Here is a 15504-nt window from a genome sequence, read left to right as displayed (position 1 = left end):
CTCCTACGTTCTGGTGGCGACACCGGTCTTCGCCGAAGCAAGAAACCGGCGTCAGGATTGGGTTTTCGGCTATTGGTGAGGTGGCGTCTCGGAGGCCGTGTCGGGCGTCGCCGGCCGCGCGCGATCGAGATCGGCGACGCGGTAGGCGCGGTAGAGCACCGTCGGTGGTGCTTCGGCGCCGAGGCGATGCTCGCCCAGGTCGACGAAATCAATCTGGGCGTGGCCGGTGGCCTGCCGGGTTGCCGACGTCGCGAGCACCTGACCGGGGCTCGCGTGCTCAGCAAGACGGGCCGCGAAGTCGACGACGGGCCCGCCCCAGCCGGCCCCGACACGCAGGGCCAGGCCCGTATCGACGCCGCAGCGCACCAGGCGTGGACCCGGTCCGTCCAGGGCGCTGATGGTGTCGAGGCAGATCGCGATCGCGTCGGTCGCGCGCGCAATGCGCAGCATCACGACGTTCCCGATCGTCGCGACGTGCTGGCCGTCATGGGTCGCCAAGGCTTCCCGGACGGTCATCTCGAGCGCGGGGATCTGTGTGGTTGGGGCGTTCGCGAAGACGAACGTCTGCTGCGTCATGGGTGCGCGTCTCGCCGTGCCCGGGCTGACCGAGGTCGGCCCGGGCGGTGGCGGTGCTCAGGCGGCCGGGACGCCTCCGGCGGGCGACTCGGTCCCGTACCACTGCTTGCGCCAGGAGTTCATCTGCTCGATCTCCTTCGTCTGCGCGGCGACGATCGCGGTGGCGATCTTCTTCAGCTCCGGGTCCTTGCCCTTCTGGAGCTCGGCGCGGGCCATCAGGATCGCGCCCTGGTGGTGGGGGATCATCATGTCGATGAACGCTCGGTCGAACGGCTTCGCTTTCGCGAGCGAGCCCATGTCCATCGACATGCCCATGTCGTCCATGGGGATCCCGAGCGTCTTCGCCGCGGCGGCCATGCCGGTGTCGCCGTGCATGCTGTGGTCCATGCCGCCGTCGGCGTGCGACGGCATCTCGGTGACGGGCGCGCCGAGCCGCTTGGCGGCGGCCTGCATCTGGGTGATCTCGGTGGTCTGGTCGGCGATGATCGCCTTGCCCAGCGCCTTGATCTGAGGCCGCTCGCCGCGGGCGGGGGCGTAGCCGGCCATCTCGACCGCCATCTGGTGGTGGGGGATCATCTGCGACACGAACGCCTTGTCGACCGACGCGGCCGACGTCGTCGCGTTGGCGGTCGGGGTGGTCGAGTCGTGCGAGCCGTTGTGACTGGTGCTGCCGCAGCCGGTGGCCGCCAAAGCGGTCGCTGCGGTGGCGCCCAGGAGCGCCACGGTACGGGTGGGGAACGCGAACATCTCTGTGTCCTTCGGTTGGTCGTCATGAAGCACGCCGCCCATCGGGAGCGGGCGCGCGGCAGGTGCTCCGGCAGCCAACGGGCTCCCGGTGCGGGCGATCAACGTCGAAGAACGGCGTACTGCAGATACAGCGGGCTCGAGCGGGCCCGCGCCAACGGCGCGGTCGGCACCAGGCGAACGACTACCGGCAACAGCGCCCGGACCGGGCGCAACGTGCGTCGGCGCCGACGCCGGACCACGGTCGCGACCAGGCCGACGATCGCGATCGTCGCCGCGATCGTGCCGACGCACATCGCCGCGGCAGCGGTCTGATGATCGCCGCCGCCGTGATCCATCGCGCCCATGGAGTGCGGGGCGCCGTGGTGCGCGACGACCGAGCCGGCCAGGACCAGCACGGCCAGCAGCGCCAGGAGGCGCTGGTTAGTCCGCGCGAGGTGCGCACGGATGGCCATCGGGCCCATGAACATGTTGTACCCACCGCAGCTAAACGCCGCACCAGCCCTTCCCGTGTATACCCCCCAGGGGTATAGGGTGAGGGCATGGATCACGCGATGCACCACGACCACCAGGACGGAGCGGCCCTCACCAGGACGGCGATCAGCGCGACGCTGCACTGCCTGACGGGGTGCGCGATCGGCGAAGTGCTCGGGATGGTCCTGGCGACCGCCTGGGGCTGGGGAGACGCCGCGTCGATCGGGCTCGCCGTCGCTCTGGCGTTCGTCTTCGGCTACGCCCTGGCATCGATCCCGCTGCTCCGGGCCGGCCTGCCTGTCCGCCGCGTCGTCGCGCTCGCGTTCGCCGCGGACACGGTGAGCATCCTGACGATGGAGGTCATCGACAACGCGATCATGCTCAGCGTCCCGGGCGTCATGGACGCCGGCCTCGGCGACCTCCGATTCTGGGCCGCGCTCGCCGTCGCCCTCTTCGTCGCCTTCTGGGTCACCGTGCCCGTCAATCGCTGGCTCATCAGTCGCGGCAAGGGCCACGCCGTCGTCCACGCCTACCACTGACACCGGCACATCTGCACGGATGCGCAGGGGTGCTAGCGTGGAGGGATGCCGCATCCGTCCGAGCACCGCTCCCTCTCCGCCCCGCTGGAGCGGGAGGAGGGCGACCGGATCGCTGAGGCGATGTCGGCATTCACCGCCCCCAGCCGCGTGCGGCTGCTCTACGCCCTGGTGGCGGGGGAGTCGACGGTCGAGGAGCTTGCGGTCGCGGCGGAGGTCTCCGCGACGGTCGCCTCGCAGCAGCTCCGGGTCCTGCGGCAGCTCGGCGCCGTCGCCGTCAGGCGTGACGGGCGCCACGCGTTTTATCGGCTGCGCGACCACCACATGGCCGACCTGCTCGCCGCCGTGCGCAACCACGCCGAGCACGACCGCTACTCCCAGGGCACCACCGCCGATGTGGCGACCGAAGGCGCGTCGGCATGAGCCACCTGCCGACCTGCACCGACGACCACGTCGACCACCTCGACTTCGACGTCGAGCCGGTCGAGCACGCCCCTGAGCATCACGACCGCGCCGACGACCGCGCCGACGACCACGACCACGGGCACAGCCACGGGCTCGTCGACCGGTCGATCACGCAGTCGCGCGACGGCCTGCGGACCGTCGCGATCAGCCTCGCCGTCCTGCTCGTCACGGCGCTAGCGCAGGTCGCGATCTTCGCGCTGACCAACAGCCTCGCGCTCCTTGCCGACGTCATCCACAACGCCGGCGACGCACTGACCGCCATCCCGCTGGCGATCGCGTTCCTGCTGCGCTCCCGGGTCGCGGAGAAGCGGGCGGGCTACTTCGTCGTCGCCGCGATCTTCATCAGCGCCCTGGTCGCCGCCGGCGAATCGATCAACCGCCTGATCAACCCACAGGACCTCACCCACCTCTGGGCACTCGCCGCCGCCGGCGCGATCGGCTTCGTAGGCAACGAGATCGCCGCCCAGATCCGCACCCGCGCCGGACGGCGCCTGCAGAGCCCCGCGCTGGTCGCCGACGGCCAGCACGCCCGCGCTGACGGCTACGTCTCGCTGTCGGTGATCGCCAGCGCGATCGTCGTCGCCCTCGGTGCCCCGATCGTCGATCCACTCATCGGCCTGGCGATGACCGCCGTCATCTTGCGCATCACCTGGCAGTCGTGGGCCACCGTACGGCGGGCCCAAGAACCCAGCTGATCCCCCCTAAAGGGGTCAGGCGCGGGGCTTGGTGGCCCGGACGATCGCGGAGCCGGCCTTTGCGTGGATGCGGTGGGTCTCCTGGATCTCGACGTCAACAAGGCCCGCGGCGCGGACTGCGCCAACCCGATCCCGACCGCGACGGCCACCAGCAGTGCTGCCGCGAGCAACGCGTCCGTGTGCTCGTCGCCCGCAGGGCGCTGAGGACTCGTCGAACCATCGGCAGCACCGCATCCACTCTCAGTGCTTTACGCACGAATTGCATTCACAACGGTCCAGTAGTAGAGTGGTGGCTATGGAGATGCCCCGCCCGATCCCTGAACCCCTCGTCGACCTGATCGCGCAGCGCTTCCGGGTCATCGGCGACCCGATGCGTATTCGCCTCCTGGACCACCTCCGCGACAGCTCCGCGACGGTCGGGGAGCTCAAGGACGCCCTGGGTGCGACGCAGCAGAACGTGTCCAAGCACCTCGGGGTCCTGCATCAGGCCGGGATCGTCTCCCGGACGAAGGAGGGCACCGCGGTGCGCTACGCGATCCAGGACGAGTCGGTGTTCGCGATCTGCGAGCTCGTCTGCGGCGGCCTGCGTCAGCAGCTCAACGAGCTCGACGCGCTCCTGGGCGGCCAGACCGAGGCGACGCCGTGAGCGCCCCGACCACCACCGCTGGCGCCCCCGTCGCGGCCGGGTCGCGATGGCCGCTGGAGCGGGTGCTGTTTTTGATGGCCGGCACGGTGACGATCGTCTCCGTCCTCCTGGCCGTCTCGGTCTCGCAGTGGTTCCTGCTGCTGACCGCGTTCGTCGGTCTGAATCAGTGGCTCTTCGTCGCCGTCGGGGCCTGCCCCGCGTCGATGGTGATGAGCCGTGTCCTGAGCCTTCAGCCCGCATGTGAGAGGAGCGTCCGATGAACAACGTCGGACCGATCGGTCGTCTGGGTCGCTACACCGCCACCCACTTCAAGCAGGTCGCGATCGGCTGGGGCATCCTCGTCCTCGTCCTCGCCGTCTTCGCCCCGCGAGTCGAGTCCGCGCTCTCGGGCGCAGGCTGGGAGGCGTCGGGCTCGGAGTCCGTGCAGGCCCGCCAGCTGATCGACAAGAACGTCGGTGGCCTCTCCAGCTCCGCGCTGCAGGTCGTCGTGCACTCGAAGACGCAGACCGCCACCGACCCGGCCTTCCAGGCCGCGATCGCCAAGGCGACCGCCACGCTCCGGGACACCGAGTTCGTCGGCCGCGTGATCCCGCCGCAGCCCGGCCTGTCGATCTCGGAGGACGGCCACACCGCCATCGTGCAGGGCGCTGCCGCGGGCACGTCCAACGACATGGTGCGCGCCGCCGACGATGCCAAGAAGGGCCTCGAGAAGGCCGGTGCTGACGGCGTGGAGGTGCACCTGACCGGGGCATCCGGTCTGTGGTCGGACTTCAACCACGCCAACCTCACCGCGATGCTCAAGAGCGAGGTGATCTCGTGGCCGGTGACCATGGCGATCCTCGTCGTCGCGTTCGGCTCCCTGGTCGCCGCCGGTTTGCCGCTGATGCTGACCATCACCGGCCTGGTCGCCGCCGCGGGGTCGTTGTTCCTCGGTGCGCAGGTCCTCGACATCTCGGTCTGGGCGTTCAACTTCGCGATGATGTTCGCCCTCGCGCTAGGGATCGACTACGCGCTCTTCATGGTCATGCGGTTCCGTAGTGCGAGAGCCGAGCACGGCGACCCGGTGCGGGCGGTGACCGAGACGATGGACACCGCCGGCAAGGCCGTCCTGTTCTCCGGCATCACGGTCCTGATCTCGCTGACGGCGGTGATGCTCGTCCCGAGCCCGGCGTTCCGGTCGATGGCGCTGGGGATCATGCTCGCGGTCATCTTCGTGCTCGCCGCGACGCTCACCCTGCTGCCGGCCGTCCTGGGACACCTGGACGGCAAGGTCGACAAGGGTGCGCTGCCGTGGCTGCGCTCCGGCGAGGCCCGCTCCCCGCGCTTCGAGGCCTGGGCCACGACGATTTGGAAGCACCCCAAGAAGCTCGGCGCCGTCGCGCTCGTCGCCCTGGTGGTGCTGATGATCCCGGTGCTGGGCATCAAGACCGGCATGCCTTCGATCAAGGTCGTGCCGTCCGAGGACGGCTCCGCACAGGGCTACGCGTTGGTCAAGCAGGCGTTCGGGCCGGGCGCCCCGGGGCAGCTGCAGCTCGTCACGACGACCGGCGAGGCCCCCGCGGTCGCGAAGGCCGCCGGCTCCGACCGCGGGATCGCCCGCGTCATACCGACCATGACCGGCACCGGCGGCGTCGCCGTGGTCCCGGTGATCCCGAACGTCGACGCGTCCGACCCCGCGCTGGGGACGACGATCGACCGGCTGCGCGCCGAGCTGCCCGCGGGCACGAAGGTCGGCGGCCAGCCGGCCGAGAACCACGACCTCGAAGCCGCACTGTCCTCGAAGACGCCGCTTGTGGTCGGAGTGGTCCTGGGCCTCGGGTTCCTGCTGCTGCTGCTGGCGCTGCAGGCGCCGATCATCGCCGCCGTCGGCGTCATCACGAACCTGCTGGCCGTCGGTGCGGCGTTCGGCGTCGGCCGCCTGGTCTTCCAGGACGGCGTCGGCGCGAGCGTGCTGGGCCTCGACTCTCAAGGCTTCCTCGACGCGTGGGCGCCGGTCTTCTTCTTCGCGATGATCTTCGCGATCTCGATGGACTACACCGTCTTCCTGCTCTCCGCCGCCAAGGAGCGCTGGGACATCACGAAGAACCCCAGGGACGCGATGATCGGCGGGCTCGCCGGCTCCGGGCGCGTGATCTTCGCGGCCGCGGCGGTGATGGTCGCGATCTTCTTCACCTTCTCCCTCTCCGGCCCGATCCCGCCGAAGGAGATGGGCGTAATCCTCGGCGTCGCCGTCCTCCTCGACGCGTTCCTCATCCGCCTGCTGCTGCTGCCCGCCGCGCTGCGGCTGCTCGGAAAGTGGGCGTGGTGGACCCCCAGGTCGCTGGCGAAGGTGCTGCCCGACATCCGCTTCGGCCACGCCTGAGCACCACGCCCGCTCCGGCCCCGCGCTCCGACATCAACAGTCGGAGCGCGGGACCGGGAACCGTCCGCACGACCGATAAGGGAGCACCCCGCATGTTCGGCAGGAAGAAGCAGAAGATCATCGACCTCACCCCGGAGGAGGCCGAGCACGCCGCCAAGACCGGTGAGCTCGTCCTCGTCGACGTCCGCGAAACCGGAGAGCGCCGGCAGCTCGCCCCGAAGGTGAAGTCCCTCCACATCCCCGTCGGCCAGCTGGCCGGCCGGCTCGACGAGCTGCCGACCGACCGGCCCGTCGCGTTCGTCTGCAGAGCCGGCAGCCGCAGCACTAACGCCACCAAGACCGCCGCCGCCGCCGGCCTGGACGTCCGCAACGTGGTCGGCGGGATGACCGCCTGGGACGCTCAGGGCCTGCCCACGAAGAAGGGATCCGCATGATCTTCCGTCAGATCACCCACGACGACCTCGGCTGCGCCAGCTACCTGATCGGCGACGAGAAGGCCGGCATCGCCGCCGTCGTCGACCCCCGCTTCGAGATCGACGAGTACCTTGACCTCGCCCGCTACATGGGCGTCTCGATCGACCACGTCTTCGAGACCCACAACCACGCCGACCACGTCTCCGGCCACGGCCGCCTCGCCGTCGCCACCGGCGCCACCATCCACGTCCACCGGCTCGCCGACCCCGCCTACGCCCACCAGCCGTTCGACGACGGCGACGAGTTCCAGCTCGGCGGCCTCACCGTCCGCGCGATCCACACCCCGGGGCACCGCCCTGAGCACACCGCCTTCGCGCTGATCGACACCAAGCGCAGCGACCAGCCCTGGGCGGTCCTCACCGGCGACACCCTCTTCGTCAACGACGTCGCCCGACCGGACCTCGCGATCGAGAAGGCCGAAGGCGCCCGCGGCATCTTCCACTCGCTCAAGGACAAGCTCCTCGTGCTGCCGCCCGAGGTCGAGGTCTGGCCCGGCCACCTCGGCGGCTCGATGTGCGGCGGGCCTGGTATGGACATGAAGGTCTCCTCGACCATCGGCTACGAGCGCCGCGCCAACCCCACGCTCCAGATCGAGGACGAGCAGCAGTTCGTCGACGAGGCCCTGGCGAAGCTCGGGCCGCAGCCGCCGAACTTCCAGGCCATCGTCGAGCTCAACCGCGGACCGCTGCTCACCGAAGGCGTCCAGCTGCTGCCGCTGACCCCCAGACAGATCGAGCTCAAGCGCTCCGAAGGCGCCCTGGTCGTCGATGTCCGCACCGACCTGCAGTTCGACGAGGCCCACATCCCCGGCGCGATCTGCGCGCCGATGCACCGCGCCGGGTTCGGCTCCAAGCTCGCCTGGCTGGCCGACCGCGAGCAGGAGATCGTCCTGATCGGCCGCGACGACCAGGACGGCCACGAGGCCGGCAAGCTCGCGCTCGCCGTCGGGATCCGCAAACTCGGCGGCTACCTCCACGGCGGCATGACCTCCTGGCGTCAGGAGAAGCGACCCACCAACACCATCCCGCGCGTGGCCGTGGAGGACCTCGAGGACCACCGCACCGCGTTCCCGGACCTGCAGATCCTCGACGTCCGCGACCAGAGCGAGTACGACGCCGGCCACATCCCCGGGTCGACGCTGACCACCTGGCACGACATCACCTCCTGGCCCGAGGACCTCGCCCCCGAGCTCCCCGTCGCCGTGATCTGCGGCTCCGGTCAGCGTGCCGCGACTGCCGCCAGCCTCGTCGTCCGCCACGGCGGCCACGACGTCGTGCACGTCGTCGACGGCGGCGTCCCGAAATGGGGACGCCTCGGCAACGACCTCGAGACCACCACCCGCACCTCGAAGGCGTGAGCCGGGCGACGGACCCTCTCCCGGGACCGTTGGGGTGACGTTGCTGGCGATCCCGTTCGGGATCCTCATCGGCCTGATCGTCGGCACCGTCGGCGGCGGCGGCGCGATCCTCGCGCTCCCCGTCCTCGTCTACGTCCTGGGCGAGGACGTCAACCCCGCGTCGACCGCCTCGCTGATCGTCGTCGCGCTCGCCGCATCCGTCGGCGCAGGCGCCCGGGTACGCGGAGGCCACGTCTGCGCCCGCCTGGCGATTTTGTTCTCGGTCCCCGCCGCCGCCGGCTCCCTGGCCGGCACCGTCCTCGGGCAGGAGGTCAGCCCGCGACTGCTGATCCTGACGTTCGTGCCCGTCATGGCACTCGCTGCGGCCCTGACCTGGCGCCGCGCCTGCACCGACCAGACCGGCGACGAAGAGGCCTGCCCCGACGTCCCGATCCGCAAGATCGTGCTCGCCGGAGCGCTCGTCGGGGTCCTCACCGGCTTCTTCGGCGTCGGCGGCGGCTTCGTCATCGTCCCCGTCCTGACGCTCTGGTTCGGCATGAGCTTCCGCCGCGCCGTCGGCACCTCCCTGGTGATCATCACCCTCACCGGCCTCGCCGCCCTGGCCAGCCACCTCGCCACCGGCACCACCATCGACCTACCCGTAACCGGCGCGCTCGCCGGCGCTACGATGCTCGGAGCCCTCATCGGGAGCCGCATCAGCGACCGGCTCCCGCAGCGTCTGCTCGGCCAGGGGTTCGCGCTGACCGTCGGGGCTGTCGCGATCTTCCTCCTCGTCGACACCCTCGCCCTCGGCGGACCGCCCGGCAGCTGACCCCGAGCTACACCCGGGTACGCAGCCACGCGCTGTCGCACAACGAGTTCGCCCACTGCGGCTTCACGTCCCCGCTGATCTGCGCCACCAGCAACGGATGCTCGGGATCGAGGTGCTCCATCAACGCATCGAACGCCACCGCGACGGGCACATCGGTCTGCGCGATCCAAACACCTGATTGCACCCGCCCCCATGCTCCCAACGCCTGAATCGCGGCAATCAGCCGCGTGTGGCGAGCCGATTCGTCGCCGACCCGCTCGACGTCGTAAGTGATGATCAAACACGCCACCCCCGGAGTATCCGGCGAGACCGCGAAAACGTAAACCTGGTCACGAGCGACGCACCATCGAGCGGTCAAGAGCACCGCTACCTAGCGATCACTTCTTAGGTCGTCTGCGAACCCGCCTTCATTGGCCGATAACGCTCGGGCGGGACGCAGCACCAACACCTGACGCCGCATGTGAAGCGGATCGCTATCTGGCGGTCTTTTCGCAGCGTTATCTGGCGCCGACCGGCGTCCCGCTGAGGATCCTCGACCGGGACACTGCGCCGACGACTTCGGCTGGTTGGGCGAGTATCCGCGCATCGCCCGAGATCGCTAGTCAGGTGGAGCCCCCGGGCGTCGTGATGTCGTCTGCCCAGTGGCCGGACTCGTCTTCTTCGGGGAGGTGCCGGCCGGCGAGCCAGAGGCCGCCCATCACAATCGCTACCGGCGAGAGGTAGAGCAGCGCGTGGAGGGGGTCGGCGATGTGCGCGAGCAGGCCGCTCATCCCGCTCCGGTAGCGGTGCGGCTGAGGCGCGAGACGACGCCTACGTCGTGGGCGAGGCCGTCGCTGGTGAGCTTGTCGGCCGGCCACGCGACGCGTTGGCGTCCTAGGTGGTCGAGGACGAGGACGTAGGCGGAGTGGTCGAACGCTTCGCCTTGGGGCTGGATGCGGTAGGCGTCCCAGACCGGCTCGAGTTGTTGGCGGGTGCCGAGGAGGTACGACGCGCGGCCGCGGAGGTTCATCTTGTTGAGGTAGCGCTGTGCGGCTTCGGAATCGTCGTACTGCGGGTCGACGCTGATGATCAGTGTCGAGACGGGGGTCTTAACGTCGTCGAGGGCGGAGGCGATCTGGCGGGCGATGGCGGGGGAGGTGTCTTCGCACGAGGTGTAGAGGAACGTGACGATCGCCGGCCGTCCGCGCAGCTGCTCGACGGTGCGGATCTGGCCGTCCTGGTCGCGTAGGCGAAACGGGGGGGACGGCAGGAGCGTGGTGCCGCCGTCGCGTGCGGCGCCGCGGTACGCGGAGCCGGAGGCCTGGATGCCGTCCTCGATCGTGACGGTCGTGGGTAGTGCTACGGCCAGGACGACGAGGACCGCGAGGACGACAACGCCGGAGACCAAGAGCGCCAGGAAAGCCCGCGGGTTCATCTCCGAGCCTCGTCGTTAGCGGCCTGGGATCCCGTAGTCGGGGCGGCGCGCGTCTCCGCCGGTACGGTGCTGGCCGGTGTAGGTCGATCCTGCGAGGTGATCGTGGAGGTGCTGCCAGAGACCAGGAGTCCGGAGGCGACGACGGCCGTGACGAGCAGGGCTCGGGTGATGTGTCGCAGGCGGGTCGGGGTCAGCCATGTCCACACGCGGCTCACGAGATAGAGACGGGCGCCGCTGGTGCCGGCGACGATGGTCGCCGCACCGGCCATGCATTGCGCGCACATCGGTCAGAGCCGCCTTCCGGGATGAGAGATCGTCGACCGGGTCATCGTTCGAAGATCCGGAGGACCCCGTCGAGATGGACGGTCTCGATGAGGCTGCGGGCCTGGGACGCCAGCCAGGTCATGTCGTGGTTGAGCACGAGCCAGCCGATGCCAATGAGCGCGATCCCGCCGACCGCGGAGATCAGGGCGTAGTGGTCGCGCAGGATCCGGGCGGCGGACGTGACGCGTTCGAGTGCCAGCGCGGCGGCGAGGAATGGGACGGCGAGTCCGGCGCTGTAGGCCAGCAGCAGGAACGCGCCGCCGCCGACACCGGACTGTGTCGCCGCGGCGGTGAGGATCGCGCCGAGGATCGGGCCCGCGCACGGGGTCCAGGCGATCGCGAATGCCATGCCCGCGATGATCGGGCTGCCGTTGCCGGCGCGGCGCAACAGCACTTCGGGTCGCATCGTCCGTCCGAGGCGCGGGATCACAGGGGTGAGGACGTAGAGGACGCCCATGGTCATCAGCAGAACGCCGGCGATGACGTCTAGCGTGTCGCGGCTGCCTCTCAGCGGCGCCGACAGGCCGGTGGCTAGGAGGCCCAGGAGCACGAACACGAGCGAGAAGCTCATGCAGAACAGCGCGGCAGGACCGAGGATCTGGCCGGTGCGTTGCTCGTTTTTCGGGCGGGTACTTTCCCCGCCGGTCAAGACCGACAGGTAGCCCGGCACGAGCGGCAGGACGCAGGGCGAGACGAACGACAAGGCGCCGGCGGCGAACGCCGCGAAGACCGTGGGACTAACAGTGCTCATCGCGCGCTGCCCGAGCCGGTGTAGCCGGTGCGCTTGAGCGACCGGTCCAGGAAGTCGGCGGTCAACTCGCCGCGCGCGATCGCGCGGATGCGGCCTTCGCGGTCGATGAAGAACGTCTCAGGCAACGCCCGCACGCCGTACTGCTGTGCGAAGTCGGTGCCGGGATCCAGGAGTGATGGGTAGGTCAACCGGTACTTCGACACGAACCCGCGGCTGTCGTTGGGGCTGTCGTTGTAGGTAACGCCCAGGACGGTTCCCGCCTTGGTGCGCTGCAGCTGGCGGTGCGCGCGCTCGAGGAGTGGTGCTTCGGCCTCGCACGGTTGGCACCACGAGGCCCAGAAGTTCAGGATCACGATCTCGCCGCGGTAGTCCGCCAGCCGCTTCGGCGCCTGGCCGTCGAGGGTTTGCAGCACGCGGTCGGGGTCGGCGGCAGGCACGATCTGTCCCCGTTCGACCTTGGCGTCCAAGGACGCGCCGGTGTTGCTGCCGTCAGGACGAAAGAGCGCGTACGTGAGGACCGCCAGGAGCCCGAGTGCCATCAGCGACAGCAGCAGCGGAACGGCGGAACGGCGACTCATGTGGCTTCCAGGATCTCGAGGGTGCCCAGCACGGTCCGCAGGCGGTGGGTGACCCAGGTATCGGAGAAGCCGGCGGCCCGGATGATCTGTGGGATGCGGCCGGCGGCGTGGTCGGCGGTGTTCTCCCGGCCGTCGAGCAGTCGGATCGCTTGGAACGCGAGGTGCATCGCTGGGTCCTGCGGGCGGCCCCAGTCCGCGATGTGCAGCCGGCTGCCGGGACGCAGCACCCGTCGCAGTTCCCGCAGCGCGGCCAGCCGAGTCAGGGGCGAGAGGTGATGGAGCAGGAGCGATGCGGTGACGCAGTCCACGGCGTCGTCCTCGATCGGGAGCTCGTCGGCGAGCGCCTCTACCCACGTGATCGATCGACCGGCCCCTCGGCTTCTGGCCCGGGCGAGAGCTTCGGGGTCGCCGTCAATGCCAATGATCGTGGCGTGCGGCGCGGCGTCGGCGAGCGCGATGGCCTGCGATCCCGTGCCGCACCCGACGTCGAGGACGACCGACGGACCTGGGACGACGGCCGCGCGCACCAGGGCGCGGCGGAACGTCCGCTCGCGCATCGTGGCGGCCATTACAGGGTCGTAGAAGCGCGTCAGAGCGCGGTGCCCGGCGGCAGGGACGTACCGCTCACCCTTCGTGGTTCGCCGCTGCCGCAGCGCCGCCGATTCAGCTTCCGAGGGTGCGGATCGCCCTTCGGGCTGCGGACCGGTCACCCGGCTATCCTAACGGCCGTGCGAACGTTTGGCGTGATGTCGGGCCGGCGCCTGGCTTTGGTCGTGGCGGCCGCGGCACTGGCCGTCGACGTTGGAACGAAGGTGCTGGCCGAGAGCGATGTGGTGTTGCCGGTCGCGTTGCCGTTGGGGATCGACCTCGAGCTCTCGCACAACCGCGGGATCGCGTTCGGATCGTTGACGGACCTGCCGCCCGGGGTGCTGTACGTGGGCATCTCGTTCCTCGTGGTCGTGCTGGCGGTGGCGGTCCTGCGCGGCTGGCCGAAGGAGTCGCCGGTCGCTGGTGGTCTGTTGTTGGGCGGGGCGGTCGGCAATCTCGGCAACCGGCTGCTGGAGGGGCACGTGACCGACTTCGTCGCCGTGCCGCACTTCGCGGTCTTCAACCTCGCCGACGTTGCGATCACCTCCGGCATCCTGGTGCTGCTGCTCACCGGGCTTCGCGAGCAGTCCGAGCCCGACGGTGGTGGGGTCTCGGAGCTCGTCAGGCAGGCTGCGCTCGCGTCGCCCGCGGACCCGGATCCACGGCCGTCGTGGCGTCGGGGTGGCCGAAGGCTCCGCGGCGAGCGGCACGCACGCCGTTGGCGATGACGACGAGCTCGGCGACCTCGTGGATCGCCACCACGGCGGCGAGCCCGAGCACCCCGGTGCCGGCCAGCGGCACCAGCGCGACTAGGAGGCCGCCGGAGAACGCGAGATTCTGACGCATGATCCGTCCGGACCGCCGGGCGTGCGCGACGGAGTCGGGGAGCGCACGGAGGTCGTGGCCCATGAGCGCGACGTCCGCAGCTTCGATGGCGACGTCGGAGCCCATCGCGCCCATCGCGATCCCAACCCTTGCGGACGCCAACGCCGGTGCGTCATTGATGCCATCGCCGACCATCGCGACCGGATGCTCGAGCTGCATCCGCTCGACGACGGTGACCTTGTCCTCCGGCAAGAGCTCAGCGTGCACCTGGTCTACCCCGGCCTGGCCGGCCAGGCCTGTCGCGGTGGCGGTGTTGTCGCCGGTTAGCATCGCCACCTGACGGACCCCGACCCCGCGAAGCAGCTCGACGGCCTCGACGGCCTCCGGCCGCAGCTCGTCGCGGACGGCGACCGCTCCGATGAGCTGCCCGTCGCGCTCGACGAGCACGACCGTCGCGCCTTGCTCCTGCAGGCGCTGGACGTCGCCGGCGAGCGGGCCGGCGTCGATGTAGCCAGGCTTGCCCAGACGCGCCTCGGTGCCCGCGATCGTGCCGGTCAGCCCGTGACCGGCGACCGCTTCGACGTCGCCCGCCGGTGCGGGGTCGGCAGGGCCGGCGGTCAGGATCGCGGCGGCGAGCGGGTGATCGCTGCGGGCCTCCAGTGCGGCGGCGACCGCGAGCACGTCCTCGCGCGTTGTACCTGCCGCAGTGAGGGTGTCGATGACGCGGGGTTGGTTGCGGGTGAGGGTGCCGGTCTTGTCCAACGCGACCGCGCGGACGCTAGCGAGCGCCTCGAGCGCGGCGCCGCCCTTGATCAGGACGCCGGAGCGGGTGGCGGCCCCGATCGCGGAGACGACGGTGACCGGGACGGCGATCGCGAACGCGCACGGCGACGCGGCGACGAGGACGACGAGCGCGCGGTTGATCCACTCCGACGGGTCGCCGGAAACCAGCGAGCCGATCACGGCGATCAGCAGCGCGACGACGAGGACGCCGGGCACGAGTGGCCGCGCGATGCGGTCGGCGAGGCGCTGCGAGCTGCCCTTGCGCTCCTGCGCCTCCTCGACGATCCGCACCACGCGGGCGAGCGAGTTCTCACCGGCCCGGGCGGTCACGTCGACCTCGAGCACGCCGGACCCGTTGATCGCGGCGGCGTAGACCGCGTCGCCCGGGCCGCGCTCGGCCGGGACGGACTCCCCGGTGATCGCGGACAGATCCAGAGCGGAGCGGCCGGTGCGGATCGTTCCGTCGGTCGCGATCCGCTCCCCGGCCTTCACCACCAGGACGTCACCGACTACGAGCTCGGCGGGGTCGACGGTCTGCTCGACGCCGCCGCGGCGGACGGTCGCGCGGTCGGGGACGAGGTCCATGAGCGCGCGGAGCCCTTGGCGGGTGCGGGTCATCGCGTAGCTCTCCATTGCCTCGGAGATTGAGAAGAGGAACGCCAGTGTCGCGGCCTCGGCGACCTCGCCGAGCAGCACCGCACCGATCGCCGCGATCGTCATCAGCGTCCCGACCGACAGGCGACCCCGGAAGAGCGCCCGGACCGACTGCGGGATGAACGTCAGGCCACCGACGGTCAGGGCTAGAACCACGAGCACCCGCGGGGCGGTGCTGACGTCCAACAGCGAGAGCAGCAGACCGGCGGCGAGCAGGACGCCGGACGCGGCGGCGAGTTGGATCTCGCGGACCTCGTAGAGGCGCTGCACTGGAGCAGCCGGATCCGGGACTTCAACCTCGCAGCCGCACGCGTCGACAATCGTCTTCGTTTTCACCACCAGCGCCTCGACCTCGCAGCCGCAGCCGTTGGCCTCCGGGGCCTTCGGAGTGCAGCCGCACGCCTGCAACTCGACCGGGCCTCCCCCACCGTTCTTCGGCTCGCTGCC

Annotated in this window: 20 protein-coding genes; 10 read left to right on the top strand and 10 right to left on the bottom strand. The window is 70.4% G+C overall.

Going from position 1 to position 15504, the window contains the following annotated elements; all coding sequences use genetic code 11:
* Positions 1-69: 69 nt before the first annotated feature.
* The 3 genes from SK069_RS01235 to SK069_RS01225 form a co-directional block, all read right to left on the bottom strand.
* The gene (locus SK069_RS01235; protein ID WP_319952356.1) at positions 70-576 is read right to left on the bottom strand and encodes a nucleotidyl cyclase domain-containing protein; all 507 of its coding nucleotides are present in this window, start codon (positions 574-576) and stop codon (positions 70-72) included.
* A 57-nt stretch (positions 577-633) separates the two neighbouring features.
* Positions 634-1323, bottom strand: a complete 690-nt coding sequence (locus tag SK069_RS01230; RefSeq protein ID WP_319952355.1) for a DUF305 domain-containing protein — start codon at positions 1321-1323, stop codon at positions 634-636.
* A gap of 98 nt (positions 1324-1421) precedes the next feature.
* Entirely contained in the window at positions 1422-1784 is a 363-nt protein-coding gene (locus tag SK069_RS01225) for a hypothetical protein (protein ID WP_319952354.1), read from the bottom strand.
* 78 nt (positions 1785-1862) lie between these two features.
* Between SK069_RS01225 and SK069_RS01220 the strand changes: the two genes are divergently transcribed.
* From SK069_RS01220 to SK069_RS01180, 9 genes are all read left to right on the top strand, one after another.
* Complete coding sequence (locus tag SK069_RS01220) at positions 1863-2333, top strand: DUF4396 domain-containing protein (RefSeq protein WP_319952353.1); 471 nt, start codon at positions 1863-1865, stop codon at positions 2331-2333.
* A gap of 45 nt (positions 2334-2378) precedes the next feature.
* On the top strand, positions 2379-2753 hold the full coding sequence (locus SK069_RS01215) for an ArsR/SmtB family transcription factor (RefSeq protein WP_319952352.1): 375 nt from the start codon (positions 2379-2381) through the stop codon (positions 2751-2753).
* The gene (locus SK069_RS01210) at positions 2750-3490 is read left to right on the top strand and encodes a cation diffusion facilitator family transporter (protein WP_319952351.1); all 741 of its coding nucleotides are present in this window, start codon (positions 2750-2752) and stop codon (positions 3488-3490) included. The genes SK069_RS01215 and SK069_RS01210 overlap by 4 nt, the downstream gene beginning before the upstream one ends.
* 295 nt (positions 3491-3785) lie before the next feature.
* Positions 3786-4136 (top strand): ArsR/SmtB family transcription factor, encoded by a 351-nt coding sequence (locus SK069_RS01205; RefSeq protein WP_319952350.1) that lies wholly within the window; start codon positions 3786-3788, stop codon positions 4134-4136.
* Positions 4133-4396, top strand: coding sequence for a DUF2892 domain-containing protein (locus SK069_RS01200; protein WP_319952349.1), 264 nt, complete (start codon positions 4133-4135; stop codon positions 4394-4396). Before SK069_RS01205 ends, SK069_RS01200 begins: the two co-directional genes overlap by 4 nt.
* Positions 4393-6498, top strand: coding sequence for an MMPL family transporter (locus SK069_RS01195; protein WP_319952348.1), 2106 nt, complete (start codon positions 4393-4395; stop codon positions 6496-6498). The genes SK069_RS01200 and SK069_RS01195 overlap by 4 nt, the downstream gene beginning before the upstream one ends.
* 92 nt (positions 6499-6590) lie before the next feature.
* Complete coding sequence (locus SK069_RS01190; RefSeq protein ID WP_319952347.1) at positions 6591-6932, top strand: rhodanese-like domain-containing protein; 342 nt, start codon at positions 6591-6593, stop codon at positions 6930-6932.
* The gene (locus SK069_RS01185; protein WP_319952346.1) at positions 6929-8329 is read left to right on the top strand and encodes an MBL fold metallo-hydrolase; all 1401 of its coding nucleotides are present in this window, start codon (positions 6929-6931) and stop codon (positions 8327-8329) included. Before SK069_RS01190 ends, SK069_RS01185 begins: the two co-directional genes overlap by 4 nt.
* A gap of 34 nt (positions 8330-8363) precedes the next feature.
* Positions 8364-9140 (top strand): sulfite exporter TauE/SafE family protein, encoded by a 777-nt coding sequence (locus tag SK069_RS01180; RefSeq protein WP_319952345.1) that lies wholly within the window; start codon positions 8364-8366, stop codon positions 9138-9140.
* Positions 9141-9147: 7 nt separating this feature from the next.
* Here SK069_RS01180 and SK069_RS01175 read toward each other — a convergent pair whose 3' ends face one another.
* The 6 genes from SK069_RS01175 to SK069_RS01150 form a co-directional block, all read right to left on the bottom strand.
* A complete protein-coding gene (locus SK069_RS01175) occupies positions 9148-9429 on the bottom strand; it encodes a hypothetical protein (protein WP_319952344.1) in 282 nt (93 codons plus the stop codon).
* A gap of 313 nt (positions 9430-9742) precedes the next feature.
* The gene (locus tag SK069_RS01170) at positions 9743-9910 is read right to left on the bottom strand and encodes a hypothetical protein (protein ID WP_319952343.1); all 168 of its coding nucleotides are present in this window, start codon (positions 9908-9910) and stop codon (positions 9743-9745) included.
* Positions 9907-10554: an SCO family protein gene (locus tag SK069_RS01165; RefSeq protein WP_319952342.1), complete on the bottom strand. Its 648-nt coding sequence runs from the start codon at positions 10552-10554 to the stop codon at positions 9907-9909. The genes SK069_RS01170 and SK069_RS01165 overlap by 4 nt, the downstream gene beginning before the upstream one ends.
* 325 nt (positions 10555-10879) lie before the next feature.
* Entirely contained in the window at positions 10880-11629 is a 750-nt protein-coding gene (locus SK069_RS01160; RefSeq protein ID WP_319952341.1) for a cytochrome c biogenesis CcdA family protein, read from the bottom strand.
* Entirely contained in the window at positions 11626-12207 is a 582-nt protein-coding gene (locus tag SK069_RS01155) for a TlpA family protein disulfide reductase (RefSeq protein ID WP_319952340.1), read from the bottom strand. Before SK069_RS01155 ends, SK069_RS01160 begins: the two co-directional genes overlap by 4 nt.
* Entirely contained in the window at positions 12204-12917 is a 714-nt protein-coding gene (locus SK069_RS01150) for a class I SAM-dependent methyltransferase (protein WP_319952339.1), read from the bottom strand. The genes SK069_RS01155 and SK069_RS01150 overlap by 4 nt, the downstream gene beginning before the upstream one ends.
* A gap of 18 nt (positions 12918-12935) precedes the next feature.
* On the opposite strand from SK069_RS01150, the gene SK069_RS01145 reads away from it, so the two are divergent.
* Positions 12936-13523, top strand: coding sequence for a signal peptidase II (locus tag SK069_RS01145; RefSeq protein ID WP_319952338.1), 588 nt, complete (start codon positions 12936-12938; stop codon positions 13521-13523).
* Here SK069_RS01145 and SK069_RS01140 read toward each other — a convergent pair.
* Entirely contained in the window at positions 13417-15378 is a 1962-nt protein-coding gene (locus SK069_RS01140) for a heavy metal translocating P-type ATPase (protein ID WP_406628238.1), read from the bottom strand. The two genes, SK069_RS01145 and SK069_RS01140, sit on opposite strands and share 107 nt — an antisense overlap.
* Positions 15379-15504: the final 126 nt, after the last annotated feature.

Origin of the sequence: Patulibacter brassicae, assembly GCF_033949425.1 — a bacterium.
Classification (GTDB): Bacteria; Actinomycetota; Thermoleophilia; order Solirubrobacterales; family Solirubrobacteraceae; genus Patulibacter; species Patulibacter brassicae.
This window is presented reverse-complemented; position numbering and strand designations above follow the sequence as displayed.